This is a genomic window from Leisingera sp. ANG-M1, assembly GCF_000813745.1.
Classification (GTDB): Bacteria; Pseudomonadota; Alphaproteobacteria; order Rhodobacterales; family Rhodobacteraceae; genus Leisingera.
The window spans coordinates 182,671-201,638 of record NZ_JWLC01000008.1 but is presented as its reverse complement, the minus strand read 5'-3'; the positions used below and the strand labels follow the sequence as shown (position 1 = coordinate 201,638).

General features: G+C 63.6%; 14 protein-coding genes, 1 tRNA gene and 1 pseudogene. 9 read left to right on the top strand and 7 right to left on the bottom strand.

Translation table 11 applies throughout. The features are described 5' to 3' along the window. Positions 1-234: pseudogene (locus RA19_RS26945) on the top strand (methyl-accepting chemotaxis protein); the annotation flags it as partial. A gap of 112 nt (positions 235-346) precedes the next feature. Here the strand turns inward: RA19_RS26945 and aroB are convergent. Both aroB and RA19_RS07740 read right to left on the bottom strand, forming a co-directional pair. Next, positions 347-1,453, bottom strand: a complete 1,107-nt coding sequence (gene aroB / locus RA19_RS07745; protein ID WP_039161235.1) for a 3-dehydroquinate synthase — start codon at positions 1,451-1,453, stop codon at positions 347-349. After that, positions 1,453-2,043: a shikimate kinase gene (locus tag RA19_RS07740; RefSeq protein ID WP_039161232.1), complete on the bottom strand. Its 591-nt coding sequence runs from the start codon at positions 2,041-2,043 to the stop codon at positions 1,453-1,455. Before RA19_RS07740 ends, aroB begins: the two co-directional genes overlap by 1 nt. 81 nt (positions 2,044-2,124) lie before the next feature. Here RA19_RS07740 and RA19_RS26940 point away from each other — a divergent pair, with 81 nt between their 5' ends. The 7 genes from RA19_RS26940 (at position 2,125) to RA19_RS07710 (ending at position 11,100) form a co-directional block, all read left to right on the top strand. Continuing rightward, the gene (locus RA19_RS26940; protein WP_193748239.1) at positions 2,125-2,274 is read left to right on the top strand and encodes a hypothetical protein; all 150 of its coding nucleotides are present in this window, start codon (positions 2,125-2,127) and stop codon (positions 2,272-2,274) included. Next, on the top strand, positions 2,264-3,781 hold the full coding sequence (locus RA19_RS07735) for a hypothetical protein (RefSeq protein WP_039161230.1): 1,518 nt from the start codon (positions 2,264-2,266) through the stop codon (positions 3,779-3,781). The genes RA19_RS26940 and RA19_RS07735 overlap by 11 nt, the downstream gene beginning before the upstream one ends. Position 3,782: 1 nt before the next feature. Continuing rightward, positions 3,783-4,724 carry a site-specific tyrosine recombinase XerD gene (locus RA19_RS07730; RefSeq protein ID WP_039161228.1) on the top strand — a complete coding sequence of 314 codons (942 nt, stop codon included), beginning with the start codon at positions 3,783-3,785 and terminating at the stop codon, positions 4,722-4,724. A 77-nt stretch (positions 4,725-4,801) separates the two neighbouring features. Next, complete coding sequence (locus RA19_RS07725) at positions 4,802-6,103, top strand: HlyC/CorC family transporter (RefSeq protein WP_039161226.1); 1,302 nt, start codon at positions 4,802-4,804, stop codon at positions 6,101-6,103. Beyond that, the gene (locus RA19_RS07720) at positions 6,100-7,734 is read left to right on the top strand and encodes a membrane protein (RefSeq protein ID WP_039161224.1); all 1,635 of its coding nucleotides are present in this window, start codon (positions 6,100-6,102) and stop codon (positions 7,732-7,734) included. Before RA19_RS07725 ends, RA19_RS07720 begins: the two co-directional genes overlap by 4 nt. Positions 7,735-7,843: 109 nt before the next feature. Beyond that, complete coding sequence (locus tag RA19_RS07715; protein WP_039161222.1) at positions 7,844-10,261, top strand: GcvT family protein; 2,418 nt, start codon at positions 7,844-7,846, stop codon at positions 10,259-10,261. A 257-nt stretch (positions 10,262-10,518) separates the two neighbouring features. After that, on the top strand, positions 10,519-11,100 hold the full coding sequence (locus tag RA19_RS07710) for a nucleotidyltransferase family protein (protein ID WP_039161220.1): 582 nt from the start codon (positions 10,519-10,521) through the stop codon (positions 11,098-11,100). A gap of 91 nt (positions 11,101-11,191) precedes the next feature. Here RA19_RS07710 and RA19_RS07705 read toward each other — a convergent pair whose 3' ends face one another. Beyond that, complete coding sequence (locus RA19_RS07705; RefSeq protein WP_039161218.1) at positions 11,192-13,420, bottom strand: Hint domain-containing protein; 2,229 nt, start codon at positions 13,418-13,420, stop codon at positions 11,192-11,194. 834 nt (positions 13,421-14,254) lie between these two features. On the opposite strand from RA19_RS07705, the gene RA19_RS07700 reads away from it, so the two are divergent. Continuing rightward, complete coding sequence (locus RA19_RS07700; RefSeq protein WP_039161666.1) at positions 14,255-14,452, top strand: hypothetical protein; 198 nt, start codon at positions 14,255-14,257, stop codon at positions 14,450-14,452. An 82-nt stretch (positions 14,453-14,534) separates the two neighbouring features. Here the strand turns inward: RA19_RS07700 and RA19_RS07695 are convergent. The 4 genes from RA19_RS07695 to RA19_RS07680 form a co-directional block, all read right to left on the bottom strand. Then, a tRNA-Ser gene (locus RA19_RS07695) sits at positions 14,535-14,624 on the bottom strand. A gap of 81 nt (positions 14,625-14,705) precedes the next feature. Further along, entirely contained in the window at positions 14,706-15,431 is a 726-nt protein-coding gene (locus RA19_RS07690; protein ID WP_039161215.1) for an alanyl-tRNA editing protein, read from the bottom strand. Then, positions 15,418-17,853, bottom strand: coding sequence for a DUF3772 domain-containing protein (locus RA19_RS07685; RefSeq protein ID WP_039161213.1), 2,436 nt, complete (start codon positions 17,851-17,853; stop codon positions 15,418-15,420). The genes RA19_RS07690 and RA19_RS07685 overlap by 14 nt, the downstream gene beginning before the upstream one ends. Then, positions 17,850-18,884: a cysteine synthase A gene (locus RA19_RS07680; protein ID WP_039161211.1), complete on the bottom strand. Its 1,035-nt coding sequence runs from the start codon at positions 18,882-18,884 to the stop codon at positions 17,850-17,852. Before RA19_RS07680 ends, RA19_RS07685 begins: the two co-directional genes overlap by 4 nt. Between the last annotated feature and the right edge of the window lie 84 nt (positions 18,885-18,968).

Here is an 18,968-nt window from a genome sequence, read left to right as displayed (position 1 = left end):
AACGAGCTGGAAATGATGGCGCAGCAGAACGCGGCCATGGCTGAACAGACAACTGCGGCGACCACTTCGCTGTCGGAGCAAGCGCAGGAACTGCGCCAGCAGGTGACCCAGTTCACCGTTGGCAACTTCTCCGCTGCCCCTGCCCACGCCCACACGCCGCCGCCGAACGGTATCGACTTTGACGCGGATGAACCGGATGACTTTGCGGCCGGGCCGGACAGCGCCGCCGCCTGACCCCCGGCACCGCCGAAGCAAGAAATCAAAGAAGGGCAGCCCTTGCGGCTGCCTTTTTCATGTCTTTCCTAAAAAATCCCGGCTGCCCGTCAGCGCGGGCCAGGCAGCCCCCTCAGGCGCCAGCGCTGCGCAGCACCTCCAGCACCGCTTCCGAAGGCACGTCACCGGTCACAAAAGCCTCGCCGATGCCGCGGGCCAGGATGAACCGCAGCTGGCCGGCCACCACTTTCTTGTCCTGGCCCATCAGTTCCAGCAGCGTCTCCGCTCCGGGCAGATCGCCGGGAATGTCGGCCAGATCCGTTTTCATGTTCATGGCCTTCAGATGCGCGCGCACCCGGCTTGGATCCTCCTGCGAGCACAGCCCCAGCTTGGCCGAGAGTTCAAACGCCAGCGCGCAGCCGATCGCCACCCCTTCGCCATGCAGCAGCCGGTCCGAATAGCCCGTGGCCGCCTCCAGCGCGTGGCAGAAAGTATGCCCAAGGTTCAGCAGGGCGCGGTCGCCTTGCTCGGTCTCGTCGCGCACCACGATATCGGCCTTCATCTGAACGGAGCGCGCCACCGCCTCGACCCGCGCTGCTACATCGCCCGACGCCAGGGCGGGACCATGCTCCTCAAGCCAGGCGAAGAATTCCGCATCGCCCAGCAGGCCGTACTTCACCACTTCGCCATAACCGGATAGAAAGTCCCGCGCGGTCAGAGTTTCCAGCACTGAGGTGTCCGCCAGCACCAGCGACGGCTGATGAAAAGCGCCGATCAGGTTTTTGCCCTGGGGGGCATTGATTCCGGTTTTGCCGCCCACCGAACTGTCTACCTGGGCCAAGAGCGATGTCGGGATCTGTACGAACCGCACACCGCGGCGCAGCACTGCGGCAGCAAATCCTGCCAGATCTCCGATCACGCCGCCGCCAAAGGCGACAACCACATCACCGCGCTCGACCTTCTGCTCCAGCAGCCATTCCACCGAGCGGGTGAACTGCGGCCAGCCCTTGGTCGCCTCGCCCGGCGGCAGCGCCAGCGCCTCCATCCCGATGCCCGCAGATGCGAGCCCCGTGCGCAATGCTTCCAGGTGCTTTTCAGCCACTGTTTCGTCCGTCAGCACCGCCACCTGCGGCCGCTTCAACAGCGGCTTGATCCGCGCACCGGCCTGCGCCAGCAAACCGGGCCCGATCACCACGTCATAAGCGCGTTCGCCCAAAGGCACGTGAACCGTGCGTTCCATCATTTCCACTCCAAAACATCGGGGCGCGCTTTCAAGGCTTCCAGCACGCGGTCAACCATGGTCTCAATCGCCGCCTGCCCGTCCGAGACGACAGCCAGGTCCGCCTTGGCATAAAGCGGCACCCGCGCCTGGTACAGATCACTGAGCGTCGCATGGGGATCCGCGGTGCGCAGCAAAGGCCTTGTGTCGCGGTGGCGCACCCGGTTCCACAGCACTTCCAGATCGGCCTTCAGCCAGACAGAGACGCCCTTGGCCGTGATCACCTCCCGGTTTTCCTGTGCCAAAAAAGCGCCGCCGCCCGTCGACAGAATGCCGCGTTCCTCTTCCAGAAGGCGCGCGATCACCTGGCGCTCCTTCTGGCGGAAGAACGGCTCGCCGTCGCGGGCGAAAATTTCGGGGATTGTCATATTGGCAGCGGCCTCGATCTCGTGGTCGCTGTCCAGAAAGGGCACCTCCAGCCGTGCCGCCAGGGCCCGGCCCACCGCAGTCTTGCCGGCCCCCATCATGCCCACCATCACGATGGTCTTTTTCAGTTTCCCCGGCACCGGGTTTGCAGCCTCCTGGCCGCTGCTTTGCTCTTTTTCGCTCATTCTTCAGTGAATGACGTGATCTTGCGGAAAAGGCCATATATAACTTGAGCAAAAGAGCAGGAAACAGGCAGTGGATACACCATGGGGCGATTGATTAAGTATCTGGTCTATTTGATGGTTCTCGCGGCGATCGGGCTGGTGGGCTATGCCTATGTCGGCCCCTGGTTCGGTGCCGATTTCGGCGCGCCCAGCACCGAGGTGCGCAAACCCGTGGTGCTGAATGCGGATTAAGGCAGCCGCTGCCGGGATAATGCTGGCAGGCAACGCGCTTGCCAACGAACCCCTGGCAGCAATTGACTGGCTCAGCCAGCCGCAGCCGCGCGGGGATTTGCCCGGCACCGTGCTGCTGGAGCCTCCTGTAACCGGCACCGCAGCATTGCCGCCTGTTTCAGTGACACCGCTAGAAACCCTGCTGCCGCCCATCGGCCTGGTGCCGCCGTCCTCGACCGGCCTGCCGGCGGACCTGTGGCGGGGCAGCGATGCTAGCGAGATCGCATACCTGATCGAAACCGTGCCGGTGCGCGGCAGCCCGGCCATGCAGGCGCTGCTGTTCACCCTCCTGTTGTCGGAAACCCGCCCGCCGGCCTCAGCCGGGGATAAGATCCTGCTGGCGCGGCTTGACCGCCTGCTGGCGCTGGGGGCAACCGATCCATCCCAGGCCCTGGCCGAACATGCAGGCCCCACCACCAGCAAAGAGCGGTTTGCCCGCTGGTTCGACGCTGCCCTGCTCACCGGCAGCGAGGACAAGCCCTGCGCGGCGCTTACTGCATCGCCTTACCTGACCGACAGCTATGCCAAGCAAATCTTTTGCACCGCGCGGCGCAGCGACTGGCCGACTGCGGCACTGATGATGGAAACCGCCCTTGCGCTGGAGCTTTTGCCGCCTGAACAGCTGGAACTGCTTGACCGCTTTCTGAACCCGGACCTGTTCGAGCTTGCAGCACCCTTGCGCCGCCCTGCTGATCCGGACCCGCTGACGTTCCGCCTGTTCGAGACCATCGGCGAGCCGCTGCCGACGGCCCCGCTGCCGCCTGCGTTTGCCGCCGCCGATTTGCGCGACCTAGCCGGCTGGAAGGCGCAGCTGGAAGCCGCAGAAAGGCTTGCCCGGGGCGGCGCGCTCAACCCGAACCAGTACCTTGGCCTGTTCAGCGCCCGAAAACCCGCCGCATCCGGCGGCATCTGGGACCGGGTTGCAGCGGTCCAGCGCCTGGAGGCGGACCTGGGCTCCGGCAGCCCGGAGGCTGTCGCCCGCTCTCTGCCCCAAGCCTGGGAGGCCATGCAGCAGGCTGGCACAGAAACCGTCTTTGCCGATCTCTTTGCCGAGCCCCTTGCCCGGGCCCAGCTGACCGGCCCGGCCCGGGACCTTGCCTGGCGCATTCGCCTGCTGTCTCCTCTGTACGAACTGGCTGCGCATGACGCTCCCCCCTCCGGTCCCGGGACCCGATTCCTGGCCGCCCTGGCACAAGGCCGCCCGGCTGACGTCCCCGCGCCTTCGCAGATGGGCGAAGCTATCGCGCTTGGCTTTGCTGCGCAGCCGCCCGAGCCGCCTGAGATCCGGAACCTGCTGAACAACGGCCATCTCGGCGAAGCGATCCTGCGCAGCATGGAGCTGTTCTCCCGCGGCGCCGATGGCAACCTGGGCGATCTCACCGCTGCTCTGGCCGCTTTCCGCGCCGTCGGACTGGAAGACACCGCCCGCCGGGCTGCGCTGCAGCTGATGCTGCTGGAGCGGCAGTGACATGGCTGCCCCCCGCGATAACCTGCAATGGATTTCCACATTCCTGGACGCCCAGGCGGCCGAGACCGGCGCCTCGCATAACACGCTGCTGGCCTATGGCCGCGACCTCAAGGACCTGACCGCCTGGCTGGAGCACCGCATGCTGAGCTTTCTTTCCGCCAGCCAGGACAACATAGAGGCCTACCTCATCAGCTGCGACAGCCAGGGTTTGTCCCGCGCGACCCGGGCGCGGCGGCTGTCGGCGATCAAGCAGATCTTCCGTTTCGCGTTTGAAGAAGGCTGGCGCGAGGACAACCCCGCAATCCAGATCCGCGGCCCGGGCCGTGAAAAGCGCCTGCCAATGACGCTGGAGGTCATCGAAGTCGACCGCCTGCTGGACGCTGCTCGCGAAACCGGCCGCAGCGAGGCCGACCGGCTGCGCAACACTTGCCTGATGGAGCTGCTCTATGCCACCGGCATGCGGGTGACCGAGCTGGTGTCGCTGCCCGTTACCGCCGCCCGCGGCGACCCGCGGATGCTGCTGATCCTCGGCAAAGGCGGCAAAGAGCGTATGGTGCCGCTCTCACCGCCGGCCCGCGAGGCGCTGGCACAATGGCTGCTGGTCCGCGACGAGGCGGAAGCCGGGCGCGAGGCCAAGGGCGCATCCGCTTCCCGCTTCCTGTTCCCGTCCCGCGGCAAGTCCGGCCATCTGACCCGGCACCGGTTCTATCTGCTGATCAAGGAGCTGGCAGTGACTGGCGGCGTCTCGCCGGACAAGGTCACGCCGCACACCCTGCGCCACGCCTTTGCCACCCATCTCCTGGCCAATGGCGCCGACCTGCGCGCGATTCAGGCTTTGCTGGGCCATGCCGACATCGCCACCACCGAGATCTACACCCATGTGCTGGACACCCGCCTGCAGGAACTGGTGCTGCAACACCACCCGCTGGCCAAAGACAGCTGACGGGCGCTTGAAGCAGAGCCGCCAAGACCCCATAAATACGGCAAAGATTCACAACTGACCGGACCTCTGGACCTCCCATGGACACTGCCTCAACCGTACTCGACAGCGCCTTCTGGACAACTGCCGGGGCCATCGTGCTGCTTCTGGTGCTGTCCGGCTTTTTCTCGGGCTCCGAAACCGCGTTGACCGCCGCTTCGCGCGGCAAGCTGCGCACCCAGGCCGACAAAGGCTCGCGCGGGGCGCAGCGAGCGCTGTCGATCACCGAAGACAACGAACGTCTGATCGGCTCGGTCCTCCTGGGCAACAACCTGGTCAACATCCTGGCGGCCTCGCTGGCCACCGCGCTGTTCACCCGCGCCTTTGGCGAAGGCGGCGTGGCGCTGGCCACTCTGGTGATGACCATTCTGGTGTTGGTCTTTGCCGAGGTGCTGCCAAAAACCTACGCCATCTCCAATGCCGAAAAGGCCGCCGCTGCCGTCGCCCCGGTGATTGGCTTCCTTGTGACCGTGCTGTCGCCCATAGTCGGCACCGTCCGGCTGCTGGTGCGCGGCGTCCTGCGCCTGTTCGGGGTGCGGATCGACCCCGACAGCCAGATCATGGCCGTGCGCGAGGAAATTGCCGGCGCCTTGCAGCTCGGCCATTCCGAGGGCGTGGTCGAAAAGGAAGACCGCGACCGCATCCTTGGCGCGCTCGACCTCTCCGACCGTTTTGTCGAGGAAATCATGCTGCACCGCTCCAACATCGAGATGATCGACGCCGACGCGGAGCCCGAAACCATCCTGGAGCAATGCCTGCAAAGCCCGCACACCCGCCTGCCGGTCTTCCGCGGCGAGCAGGAGAACATCATCGGAGTGGTCCACGCCAAGGATCTTTTCCGGGCAATGTACGAGCAGGCCGGCGGTGACGCCGAACGGATGAAATCCTTTGATATCAGCAAGGTGGCAAAGGCTCCTTACTTTGTGCCCGAAACCACGACCCTGGACGAACAGATGCGCCAGTTCCTGCGGATGCGCTCCCACTTTGCGCTGGTGGTGGACGAATACGGCGCCCTGCAGGGCTTGATCACGCTGGAGGACATCCTCGAGGAAATCGTCGGCGAGATCACCGATGAGTTCGACCCGGCTGAGGAAAACATCGTCAAGAAAACCGCCGATGGCTCCTATCTGGTCGAAGGTGCTGCCACCATCCGCGACGTGAACCGCGCAACTGAGTGGAACCTGCCGGACGACGAAGCCAACACCATCGCAGGCCTGGTCATTCACGAGGCGCAGATGATCCCGACCAAGGGCCAGGTGTTCTCCTTCCACGGCTTCCGGTTTGAGGTGACCGAACGCGAAGGAAACCGGGTGACCGGCCTGAAAATCAGGCCGCTCGCATGATCCGCGCGGCAGTACTGGCCCGCGACTGGTTCGACAGCATCGTTACCGAGCTGTTCCGCCAGATGCGCTGGTCCTTCCTGCCGCCGCTGCTGATCTACTTCGCCTATGGCGCGCAGGGCATCACCACCGTTGCCGCTTCGTTTTTCGTCAAGGAGTACCTGGACTTATCCGCCGCCTTTCTGGCTGGTTTGGCATTCTGGATCGGCTTGCCCTGGGCCCTGAAAATGCCGCTCGGCCATCTGGTTGACCTGATCTGGCGCTGGAAATACCTGCTGATCCTGCTAGGCGCCATACTGATGGCCGCCAGCTATGCCATCCTCGCCGCCATCGTTTTGGAACCCGCTATGATGGCCGCCGTGATGCCGCTCGGCTCCTGGTACGTGGCCTCAACCCTGCTGGCCCCATGCGGTTTTGTTCTGCAGGACGTGGTCGCTGACGCCATGTCGGTCGAGGCCGTCCCCCATACCGATCACCAGGGCCGCCCCCTGCCCGAGGCTGAGACCAAATCCCTGCACACCACCATGCAGACCTTCGGCCGCATCGCGCTGATTGCCGGCTCCAGTGCTGCCGCCGCTCTGAACGTCGCCTTGTTCGATGGCGCCGATGCGCTGCCGCAGGCGGACAAGGGCGCGCTCTACGGATTTGTCTTCACCCTCGCCCTGTTGATCCCGGTCATTTCCCTCTCCGGCGTCGCCCTCGCCATCGTGCAGAAATGGGCCAAGGCCAGCAGCTTGCGCCGCGCCGGTGTTCCGCCCGACGATATCCGCGCCCGCCTAGAACTCCCGCGCGAGCCGGTCACGCCCAACCATTGGTATTTCATTGGCGGCGGCGCCTTTGTGGCACTGTCCTTCGCGGTGGGTCTGGGCGATGTGCCCTACTCGCAAGAGATCGTCTTTGCCGGCTCTATGGCCATTGTGCTGTTCCTGATGCGCCAGCTGGTCTCGGTGCTGCCCGTGGACCACGCCCGCGCCCTAATCGGCACCGCCATCATCATCTTTGTCTACCGCGCCACCCCGCTGCGCGGCCCGGGCGCCACCTGGTTCGAAATCGACGTCTTGGGATTTGACCAGCAGTTCCTCTCGGTCCTCTCGCTGATCACATCGCTGCTGACCCTTGCCGGCATGCTGATCTTCCGCCCGCTGATGGCCAGCCGCCCGATCGCCTGGATCGTCGCCTTCCTCGCCATCACCGAGGCCGTCCTCAGCCTGCCCAACATCGCGCTCTACTACGGCGCCCACCATTGGACCGCTGCCGTAACCGGCGGCGTGGTCGACGCCCGGTTTATCGCCATGGTCGACACCGCCGTCGAATCCCCACTGGGCCAGGTCGCGATGATCCCAATGCTTGCCTGGATCGCCCGCAACGCGCCCTCCGGGCTTAAGGCCACCTTCTTTGCCGTCATGGCCTCCTTCACCAACCTGGCGCTCTCAGCTTCCAGCCTGGGCACCAAGTACTTGAACGAAATCTTCGTGGTGACCCGCGAAGTCACAGATTCGGCCGGCGCCATCACAACCGCCGCCGACTATTCCCAGCTCGGGTTCCTGCTGATCACTGTTGGCGTGATCCTCCTCGCAGCCCCCCTGACCGCGATTTTCGTGATCCAAAACAGCCGCTTCCGCACGTCCGAGTGACTTTTTCCGCCTCTGCGCCACTTTCTACGGCATGAGCAGTCGTTTTTCTGCTGGACTACTGTTCACATATGTCCAGAATGCAGCCAGCACCTAATCAGGGAGAGGCCTCATGAAGACCACCACACGCGTGGCAGTTATCGGCGGCGGCGTCGTCGGCTGCTCTGTTCTCTACCACCTGACCAAGCTCGGCTGGTCGGACGTCATGCTGATCGAACGTTCCGAGCTCACCTCCGGCTCGACCTGGCACGCGGCGGGCGGTTTCCACACCCTCAATGGCGACACCAATATGGCGGCGCTGCAGGGCTACACCATCAAGCTCTACAAAGAGCTGGAAGAGATCACCGGCATGTCCTGCGGGTTGCACCACGTAGGCGGCGTCACCCTGGCCGAGACCCAGGAGCGCTTCGACATGCTGAAGGCGGAACGCGCCAAGCACCGTTTCATGGGACTGGAGACCGAGATTGTCTCGCCCGAAGAGATCAAGAAGATCGCCCCCGTCACCAATATCGACGGCATCATCGGTGGCCTGTATGACCCGCTCGACGGCCACCTCGACCCCTCCGGCACCACCCACGCCTACGCCAAGGCCGCGCGCATGGGCGGCGCCACGATCGAGACCCACTGCAAGGTGATCGAGACCAACCAGCGCCCCGACGGCACCTGGGACGTGGTGACCAACAAGGGCACCATCCACGCGGAACATGTGGTCAACGCAGGCGGCCTCTGGGCACGTGAAGTCGGCGCCATGGCCGGTGTCTACTTCCCGCTGCACCCGATGGAGCACCAGTACATCGTCACCGACGAGGTGCCGATGATTTCAGACATCATCAACGGCGGCGGCGAACACCCGCATGTGATGGATCCGGCCGGCGAAAGCTACCTGCGCCAGGAAGGCCGCGGCCTCTGCATCGGCTTCTACGAACAGCCCTGCAAACCCTGGGCGGTGGACGGCACCCCCTGGGACTTTGGCCACGAGCTGCTGCCCGATGACTTCGACAAGATCGAGGATTCCATCGCCTTTGCCTACAAACGCTTCCCGGCGCTGGAGGCTGCAGGCGTCAAATCGGTGATCCACGGCCCCTTCACCTTTGCCCCCGACGGCAACCCGTTGGTCGGCCCGGTGCCGGGCATGCGCAACTACTGGTCCGCCTGCGCCGTTATGGCGGGCTTCTCCCAGGGCGGCGGCGTTGGTCTGATGCTGGCTCAGTGGATGGTCGAGGGCGAATGCGAGCGTGACACTTTCGCGATGGACTGCGCCCGCTTCGGCGACTGGATCACCCCGGGCTACACCCGCCCGAAAGTCATTGAAAACTATCAGAAACGCTTCTCCATCGCCTACCCGAACGAGGAGCTGCCCGCGGCCCGCCCGTTCCGCACCACCCCGATGTACGACATCTTTGATGGCATGGGCGCCGTCTGGGGCGCGCAATACGGCATGGAGGTCCCGAACTACTTCGCCGAAGAGGACGAGCCGCGCTACGAGACCCCCTCCTTCCGCCGCTCCAACGCCTTTGAGGCCACCGCGCGCGAAGTGAAAGCCGTGCGTGAAAACGTCGGTATCAACGAGGTCCACAATTTCGGAAAATACCTGATCAAAGGCGCAGGCGCCCGCGCCTGGCTCGACCGCATTATGGCTGGACGGGTGCCGAATCCGGGCCGCCTATCACTGACCCCGATGCTGTCGCCCAAGGGTCGCCTGATCGGTGACTTCACCATCTCCTGCCTGTCGGAAGAAGAGTTCCAGCTCACCGCATCCTACGGCTCTCAGGCCTACCACATGCGCTGGTTCCTGCAGAACCTGGACGACGGCGTACAGCTGGAAAACATCTCCGACACCCGCAACGGCTTTCAGATCGCAGGCCCCAAGGCGCGCGAGGTGCTGCAGGCCTGCACCCGGACCGACATCTCGGATATGCGCTTCATGGACGTGCGCCGCCTGACCGTCGGCATGGCCGACTGCATCGTGCAGCGGGTGAGCTACACCGGCGATCTGGGGTATGAGATCTACTGCGACCTGCCCAGCCAGCGCGCCCTGTGGGATGCGCTCTGGACCGCAGGCCAGCCGCGGGACATGAAACCCTTTGGTATGCGGGCGATGATGTCGCTGCGCCTGGACAAGTTCTTCGGCTCCTGGCTGCGCGAGTTCTCGCCCGATTATACAGCGGCTGAAACCGGCCTCGACCGCTTCATCTCCTTCAAGAAGGAAGCAGACTTCATCGGCCGCGGCGCAGCCGAAGCGGAACGCGACGCAGGCCCTGCCCGCCAGCTCTGTGCCTTCGAGGTGGAAGCAGACGACGCTGATGTGGTCGCCTATGAACCGATCTGGCTCGACGGCGCCGTGGTTGGCTTCTGCACCTCCGGCGGCTACTCGCACCACGCGCAGAAATCCATCGCCCTTGGTTTTGTGCCCACGGACCGCGCTGAAGCAGGCCTGGAAGTCGAGATCGAGATTCTCGGAAAAATGTACAAGGCCCGGCTGATCACCGAGCCGCTGTTCGACGCCGACGGCGCCCGCATGCGCGGTTAAGTTCCCCAGGCAGGTCAGCAATCCTGACCTGCCTACCCCCTGTTGCGGCCCTGGCGCACGCTGCTGCAAGGACACTTCCGCAACACATAAGTCAGTGCCTGCACCCGTTTGTTTCGCGCGCGAAACATTCAGTCAGACTTGCTGACCTACCCCAAGCCCCCTGCTTGCACCTGCTCCCCAGCCCTGCTTTCATCTTGCTGAAAATACTCCCGCCGGAGGCATCCAACCTCGCGGCCTAACGCAGAGGCCCGGAACCCATGACAGCCATCGCTATTCTCCTCCTCGCCGCCGGCGCATCCTCCCGCATGCAAGGCCGTGACAAGCTGCTGGAGGATTTGGACGGCCAGCCCCTGCTCACCCTGATATGCCGCCGTGCGGCGCTGACCGGACTGCCGGTCTATGTGACGCTTCCCGGTATTGCGCACCCGCGTGCCATTGCAACCGGAACAGCAGCCCAAGTCCCGGTGCCGGATGCAAAGGACGGCATGTCCGCCTCAATCCGGCGCGGCGTTGCCGCCCTGCCCAAGGAGGCGGAAGCCGCGATGATCCTGCCAGCGGACATGCCGGAAATCGAAACCCAGGACTTGCTGCATATCGCGGCGCATTTCGGTGGAGAGGACAGCCCCGTCCTGCGAGCCACTGCCGCCAACGGTACCCCGGGCCACCCGGTTCTGTTTCCCCGCCGCTGTTTCGGCGCCTTACAAAACCTCAGCGGCGACCAGGGCGCACGCAGCATTCTGAAAAACGAAACCGTGCAGACCATCCCCCTGCCTGGCCGCCATGCGCTAACCGATCTGGACACGCCTGAAGACTGGGCCGCCTGGCGCAGCCGCCGCTGAGCCCCGCAAAAGAAAAGGCAGGGCAAAATGCCCTGCCTCCCTGCGCTTTTGCTTCTTGCGGCCGTCTCCCCCAAAACGGCGGCTGCATCAATTAATGCACAAGCAGATGCGCCTCGTGTTTGCGCAGCGACCGGCGCGCCGCGGTATAGGCCGCGCGGCCCTTCTCGGACTTCAGCTCCGGGAACAGTTCGAACAGCTCGTTGCGCTGCGCGTTGTCCAGGCCCCGCAGGGACTGGTCGCCGGGCTGGAAGCTTTCGGTCCAGGCACCGTCGGACAGCACAACCTCATGCTGGTCGAACATGAAGTGGATATAGGTGACCTTGGAGGTCTCCACCCGGTCGACACCCGCGAGGCCAGTCAGATGCTTGGCCGCCACCAGAACCTCGCGGTCCTCGAAGTAGAGCGCGGTCTTGTCATTGGCGACCAGCACCCGGTGATTTGGGCTGACCATCATGTCGCGCTCCGGCAGGCCGTTGCCCAGGGCGCCCTGACGGATCAGCACCGGCTGCAGATGCGCGGCGCGAGCCAGGTCGCGGCCTTCCAGCGTGCGGGTGCCAACCCAGCGGATCTCCTGGATGCCGTTGTCACGGGTAATCACCCGGTCGCCAGCCTGCAGGTCCTCGACCCGGCGTTCACCCAGCGGTGTCGCGATCAGCGTGCCCGGCGTGAAGCAGGGAATGATCTGCTCAATCTCGCCAAAGGTCATCGAGCCGGTCACATCGCCGTCATCGTCCAGGAAGTTGACGGTGCCCGAGATGCTGTTGCCGTCGGCATCGACAGTAACACCGGTCAGCTCAAACGGGCCGGTGCCGGTCAGGTCCAGGGTGTCGAAGTCATCGCCGCCCGAGCCGCCGTCGACCACATCGCCGGCATTGCCGCCGATGAAGGTATCCCGGCCGTCGCCGCCCGACAGAGTATCTGCGCCCTGGCCGCCGGTGATCAGGTCGTTGCCCGAACCGCCAGAGACTTCGTCGTCGTCGATACCCGCGTCGATGGTGTCATTGCCCGAGCCGCCGGAGATGACGTCATCATCGTCCTGGCCAAAAATCAGGTCATTGCCGGCACCGCCGTCGATGGTGTCCATCCCATTGGTCGGATCCGGGTCAGCCGGGCGGCCGTCGCTGCCGTCATCGGTGATGTTCAGACCGTCCGGGAAAGCCGGGTTCAGGCCGCCATAGATGGTGTCGCCGCCGCTGCCGCCCTGGATCAGGTCCGAGCCTTCGCCGCCGGTGATCACGTCGGCATCCGCGCCGCCGTCGATGGTGTCGTCATCGATGCCCGCATCGATCACATCCATGCCGGAGCCGCCTTCGATCACATCAGCGTCGTCGCCGGTCGAGATGGTGTCATTGCCGGCGCCGCCCAGCACGGTATCCATATCATCAAACGGATCCGGATCGGCCGGGATGAACGGGATGTCCGGGTCGGTGCCGGTATAGCCCGGGAAACCGCGGTCCGGCAGCGGCACGCCGCCGGAGGTATCAATCACATCGTCGCCGTCACCGCCGTCAACCCCATCAGAACCGTCGCCGCCGTCAATCGTGTCGTTACCGCCGCCGCCAAAGATAGTGTCATCGCCATCACCGCCAATCAGCACGTCGTCGCCCGGCACAACCGGGTCTGCCGGATCGGACTCATAGTCGAAATGCGCGTTGTCGAACTCGGTGCCGGAGGTGCCCAGATCAACAGTCAGCTTGACGTCGTTGAAGTCGCGGTCGCCCAGGCCGGCCAGATCTTCAAAGCCCAGCTTCACCGAACCGTCGGGGTTCTGGGTGATGCCCTGGGTATGAACCAGCCCGTCGCTGTTCAGACCAACGTTGGCGCCATAGCCGGAAGAAAAGAAAGTGCCTTGCGGGCTGATGATGCCCACGCCCACCACTGCGCCTTCGGGCGCGTCGTAGGTGAAGGTCTCGCCCACGTCTTCCTTGGCATTTTCGCTCAGCACCACAACGTTGCTGATCTCGCCGGTAGCGGGATCGATGGTATAGGCAAACACCTGGTTGCGGAACGCAGCGCTGGTCGAGTCGATGGTGATCGAAACCGGGCTGGTGGCGCCGGAAACACCGTCGCCATAGATCAGGTCATCGCCGGTACCACCGTCCACGGTATCATCGCCAGAACCTGCGTAGATGCTGTCGTTGCCGGAACCTGCAACAATAACGTCATCGTCCGGGCCCGCCGAAGGATCGATGGCATCGCCATTGTCGACCATGTCGCCTTCCGGATCGCCGGTGTAAGCCGCATCGATCAGGTCGTCCCCGGAAGTGCCTTCAACAATCCCATCCAGCGCCGGATTCGGCTTTTCGTAACTATTCGTCATTACCTTCTCCTCACCGGCTTGGCCCCAAGCCCCACCTTTCGGACCAACCGGACGGCTGCAAAGCCATGCGGAATGCCGTATCTAAACCACCAGCCCACACGCTGAGAGGACCAGAGCGCATATGCGCTCCGGGTTGCACGCTGAATGAAGCAGCGCACAGCCGAATAGCAGTAGCTTTCGGATCAGTGGCGTGCCTGTATTATCGGCACCGGGACCTTAGAAAATCTGGCAGTCCACCACAGTCCAGCAGCTCGCAGAACTCGCCCCCCCAATGGGCTAATCCATGCATACTTTAGGTACCCCCGGGCACAAAGCCAAAAAATTGCCTAAAATTCCCCGCATTGCCGCAGTGCAGGCCGCCCCATCTCTGTATTTCCTCCCTCAGGCAGCCTGGATTGTTTCCAGAAAACGGCTCCAATCTCAGCCAAGTCCAGCAATCCATGGTTGTTTACCAAGAATTTCGCCACCATAGCGGGAGAATTGTGTCGAATTACGAAACACGCGGAAATCATGGCTCGCTGGCCACTTTCTGCAGCTGCAGCCTGGCTGACCCAAGGGAAATGGGCTGGATTTGCTTTCAATCCGTCCGGATCCCCATCTTTGTTTCCAGTCCCGGCGACAGCCACCGCCTGCGCTTTCGAATCAAGCACCCTGTACGAAAGGTCAGAAGGAGAAAACCGCAAAGCAAATAACACCGAAGAGTTTATTCAAACCTGCGGTTCAGCCTGCCCTTGCCATACCCGCCTTATACCGGCTTGAGACAGTCCGGCAATCAAGACCTCCGGCCTGGAAAAAATGGGCTATACTCATCAGTACCCAAAACAGGAGAACAACATGCTCTATCCGCTTGCCTCACTGGAAACCGAGAAACTCAACGCGATCCAGGCTCTTGAAAAGGACATCGGAAGCCCGCTCGTTGCGCTGGCCGGGGTCGATGCGGACACCGCCGCATTGCCGGAAGACAAGCTTAAGAAACTGCAGGAACTGGAAGAAGAGCTTGGTGTCGTTCTGGTGGCAGTGAAGCCGAACTGATATTCCCATGTCTGGCAGCGGCAGCATTAGCGCGCTGTTGCTTGACTGCGGGAAACCCGAACTCCAGCTATTCTGGTGATTATGGCGGAGAGACAGGGATTCGAACCCTGGAGACGGTTTCCCGCCTACACACTTTCCAGGCGTGCGCCTTCGACCACTCGGCCACCTCTCCGTTGAGGGGGCTTTTGAAGGATCGGCCGGGGAATTGCAAGGGCCGAAACTGCAAAAACTTCACTTACCCCCGAATTCTTTTTCAGCCCTCCAGATGCAGGTAGACGCGGCGGTTCTGCTTGCCCTTTTTTTCAACCTTTCCAAGGCGGATCCGGCCGATTTCGCCGGTGCGCTTCACATGAGTGCCGCCGCAGGGCTGCAGGTCGATTTGCTCCTCCGCGGTGCCGATGCGCACCAGCCGTACCTGCCCAGCCCCGCGCGGCGGCGAGACGGACATGGTTTTCACCAGCTGCGGATTGGCGTCGAGCTCCGCGTCGGTGATCCAGTCCTCGGTCACCTCCAGATCGCGGTCAATCAGCGCCTGCAGCTGCTCCTGCAACGCCTGTTTGTCTTCAGGCGCCTCGGGCATGTTGAAGTCGAGACGGCCCTTCTCTGCCCCGATTGAGCCGCCGGTAACCTCCAGCGGAATCACAACGGACAGAAGGTGCAGCGCAGTGTGGACCCGCATGTGGCCATAGCGGCGGTCCCAGTCGAGCACCTGGGTAACCGTGGCGCCTTCTTCTGGCAGCGCTTGGTCTTCGTGCGGCACCAGCACGATGGCATCGCCCTCGCCTTTGACCGTGGTGGCAATGGTGCATTGCCCCTCGCCCCATAGCAGCTGGCCGCTGTCGCCGGGCTGGCCGCCGCCGGTGGCATAGAACAGGCTGCGATCAAGGATGATCCCGCCCTGTTCCGTGTGGCCCAGCACCTGCGCCTCGGTCATCCGGGCATAGGCATCCTTGCGGAACAGCATCTCACTTGTCGGCATCACCTTCTCCTTCTCCCTCCTGGAGGTCACTCAGGTCCGGCTGTGCCGGGGCTTGCTTGGGCTTCGCCGCGACAGGCGTGCTGGCTTTGACTTTCTGCCCGGCCAGCGCCTCGGGATTGCGGATCCAGATGTCGCGCTGTGCAAAGGGAATCTCGATCCCCTCTTCCTCGAACCGCTGGGCGATCTCGTAGTTCATGTCGGATTTCACCGACAACACCCAGTTCACGTCGCGCAGGATGGCGCGGATTTCGAAGTCGAGGCTATCGGCGCCAAAGCCTTGGAACACCACATAAGGCGCCGGGTTGAGCAGCACCATGGGATGCGCCTTGGCGATGTCATTGAGGATCGCCTCGACCTTGCGCGGATCGGTGCCATAGGCAACGCCGACCGGTACGATAACCCGGCCTACGGTGTTGCCGCGGGTGTAGTTGGTGACGGTGCCAGAGATCAGGTCCGAGTTGGGCACAATCACATCGGAGCGATCGAAAGTCTCGATCCTTGTGGAGCGCACCGAGATATCGCGCACATAGCCCATCAGTCCGCCGACCTCGATCCAATCGCCCTTGGAGATCGGGCGTTCGATCAGCAGGATGATGCCGGAGACGAAGTTGGAGACGATGGTCTGCAGGCCGAAGCCGATACCGACCGACAGCGCACCGGCGACGATGGCCAGCGACGACAGGTCCAGCCCGGCAGTGGAGATGGCGATGACAGCGGACAAGAAGATACCGACATAGCCCAGGCCCGAGGTGATTGCATTCTGGCCGCCTGGGTCGATCTTGGTCTTGGGCAGCAGCGAATTGCGCAGGCTCCCCTGCACCAGGCGGGTCAGCGCGTAACCGGCGGCAAAGACCACAGCAAAAGTCAGGAAAGCCGTGGGCGAGATACGGGCATCCCCGATCTGGAAGCCTTCGAGAAACTTTGACCAAAGCTCGGTCAGGTCGGCGACCCGGGCACCCCAAATCAGCGCCAGCAGCGGAACGGCAAGGCCTGCCAACAGAAAGCCGATCATCACCGAGAACAGCGATTCCCGGGCCTCGGATCCTTTGCCAGAGAACCAGCCGTAAACATCGCCGAGGAACCGGTGCACGACCAGGAATGCCGCCAGCAAGGCCAGGGTAGATACCGCCGGGTAGATCATGGCTTCGGCGGCATTGACATAGCCGAAGGCAGCCAGCACCGGGGCCAGGAAACCCAGCAGATAAGTGCCGCGGCGCACCAGCGAGATGATGCGGTTGGCACCGGCGGTGATGGCGCGGTCCTCTTCCGCGCTGGCACCGGTCTGTTTCCGCCGCTTGGCGCCAATGCGGTGCAGGCGCAGCAGCACCAGGGCGGCACCCATAATCAGCGGGAAGCTGGCGACCGCGTGGGCCTCTGGCGGGATGCTCTCGATGGCTTCAAGCTGCCCCAGCGCGTCCTGCAGAACCAGGATCACCGCCAGGATATCGACCATCAGCCGGGTTTCATTGAGGCGCCCCTCCTGCACCGGCACCAGGTCGTTCTCGATCCGGCTGGAGAACAGCTGATTGCCCAGCCAGTGGAAAGAGAGGATCAGCAGCGCCCAGCCAGGCACATAGTCCAGCAGGATGGTGCCGCGGATACCCAGGATGCCGGAGAGATCTACCGCCGCAACCAGGCAGATGATGCCGATAAAGGGCAGGATCACTTCCAGCAGCGAGACCACAAAGCCCCATACGCCGCGGCCGCTGCTGCCGAAACTGCGCAGATAGTCGCCTGCGGCATGGGCCCAGGGGCGGCCCCGGAACAGCAGCAAGGCGGCGACCACCAGCAGGGCCAGCAACGCAGGCAGGCTGTTCTGCACACGCTCGGTCGTAGTGGCAGTGGACAGTTTGTTCGCGGTTTCGTTCAGGATTGAGCTGCCGGAGCGGGTCAATGCGCGCCAGGCGCTTGCCCAGTTTTCCGGGTTGAGCGGCGACGGGCCGCGCTCCAGCAAGGTGCGGGTGCGGCGCTCGCGGATGATCTTATCAATCTCGGCGATCAGCCCGTTGGCGCGGCTGTAGGCCTCTTCGGCAACGATCTGCGGGACCTTCAGGTCCTTCAGCTGCTGCTCCAGCGAGCGGCGCAGCCGGGCGATGTCCTCGGGCTCGCTTTCGCCTTCGCCCGGGGCGGCGCCAAGCGCGGCGATCTGCCCTTCAAGGGTCTGGATGCGGTCGCCGTTGTCGGTGCGCGCTTCCAGGAAATTCTGCCGGTAAGTGGTGAGCTCGGTGCGCAGCGCTTCCATAGCTGCGCTGGAGGCCCGTCTGGCGTCGATGACCTCCTCGGCACGCGCCGCGGTCTTGAGCCAGTCCTGATAAATCGCCCGGGATTCAGCGTTGAGCTGAGCCAGGGCAGGCATAGCGAGGCCGACCACAAGGGCCAGCCCCAGCAATGCAGTCCGCAACGCGGTTATGAAAGGTGTCATACGTCCTCAAAAACGCCGGGGATCGACGCGGGCGTATGGGTCATCCACTCCGGCACCGGCAGGTTCTTCTCCCGCAGGAAGTCCGGGTTGAACAGCTTGGACTGGTAGCGGGTGCCATAGTCGCACAGAACGGTGACAATGGTGTTGCCCGGGCCCATGTCCTTGGCCATGCGCACTGCGCCTGCAATATTGATGGCAGAGGAGCCGCCCAGCACCAGGCCTTCCTCATGCAGCAGGTCAAATACGTAAGGAACCGCTTCGGCGTCCGGCACCTGGTAGCTGAAATCAGGCGTGAAGCCTTCCAGGTTCTTGGTGATCCGGCCCTGGCCGATGCCCTCGGTGATCGAGCTGCCCTCGGAGGCCAGCTCGCCGGTGGTGTAATAAGAGTAGAGCGCGGCGCCGAGCGGATCGGCGAGGCCGATTTTCACGCCTTTGGGCTGCAGCGCGTCAGCGACGCCCGCCAGGGTGCCGCCGGAGCCCACGGCGCAGACGAAGCCGTCCACCTTGCCGCCGGTCTGCTCCCAGATTTCGGGGCCGGTGGTTTCCACATGGGCCTGGCGGTTGGCGGTATTGTCGAACTGGTTGGCCCAGATGGCGCCGTTCGGCTCGGTCTTGGCCAGCTGTTCGGCCAGGCGCTGGGAATAGCGCACATAGTTGTTGGGGTTCTTGTACGGGGCCGCCGGAACCTGGACCAGCTGGGCGCCCGCCAGACGCAGCATGTCCTTCTTTTCTTCCGACTGGGTTTCCGGGATCACGATCACCGTCTTGAAACCCATCGAAGCGCCGACCAGCGCCAGGCCGATGCCGGTGTTGCCGGCGGTGCCTTCAACAATGGTGCCGCCCGGCTTCAGCTCGCCGCGGGCGATGGCATCCTTGATGATGTACAGCGCCGCACGGTCCTTGACCGACTGGCCCGGGTTCATGAACTCCGCCTTGCCCAGGATCTCGCAGCCGGTCTCTTCGCTGACACGGTTCAGGCGGATAAGAGGAGTGTGGCCGATGGCATCAGCCAGATCGCGTGCAATGCGCATGGTATCCCTTTCGATCGTTCCCCCAAGGTGTATCCAAGCGGTCCGGTGATCACAAGGCGGGAAGCGCGCAGCCCCTGCGTCAAA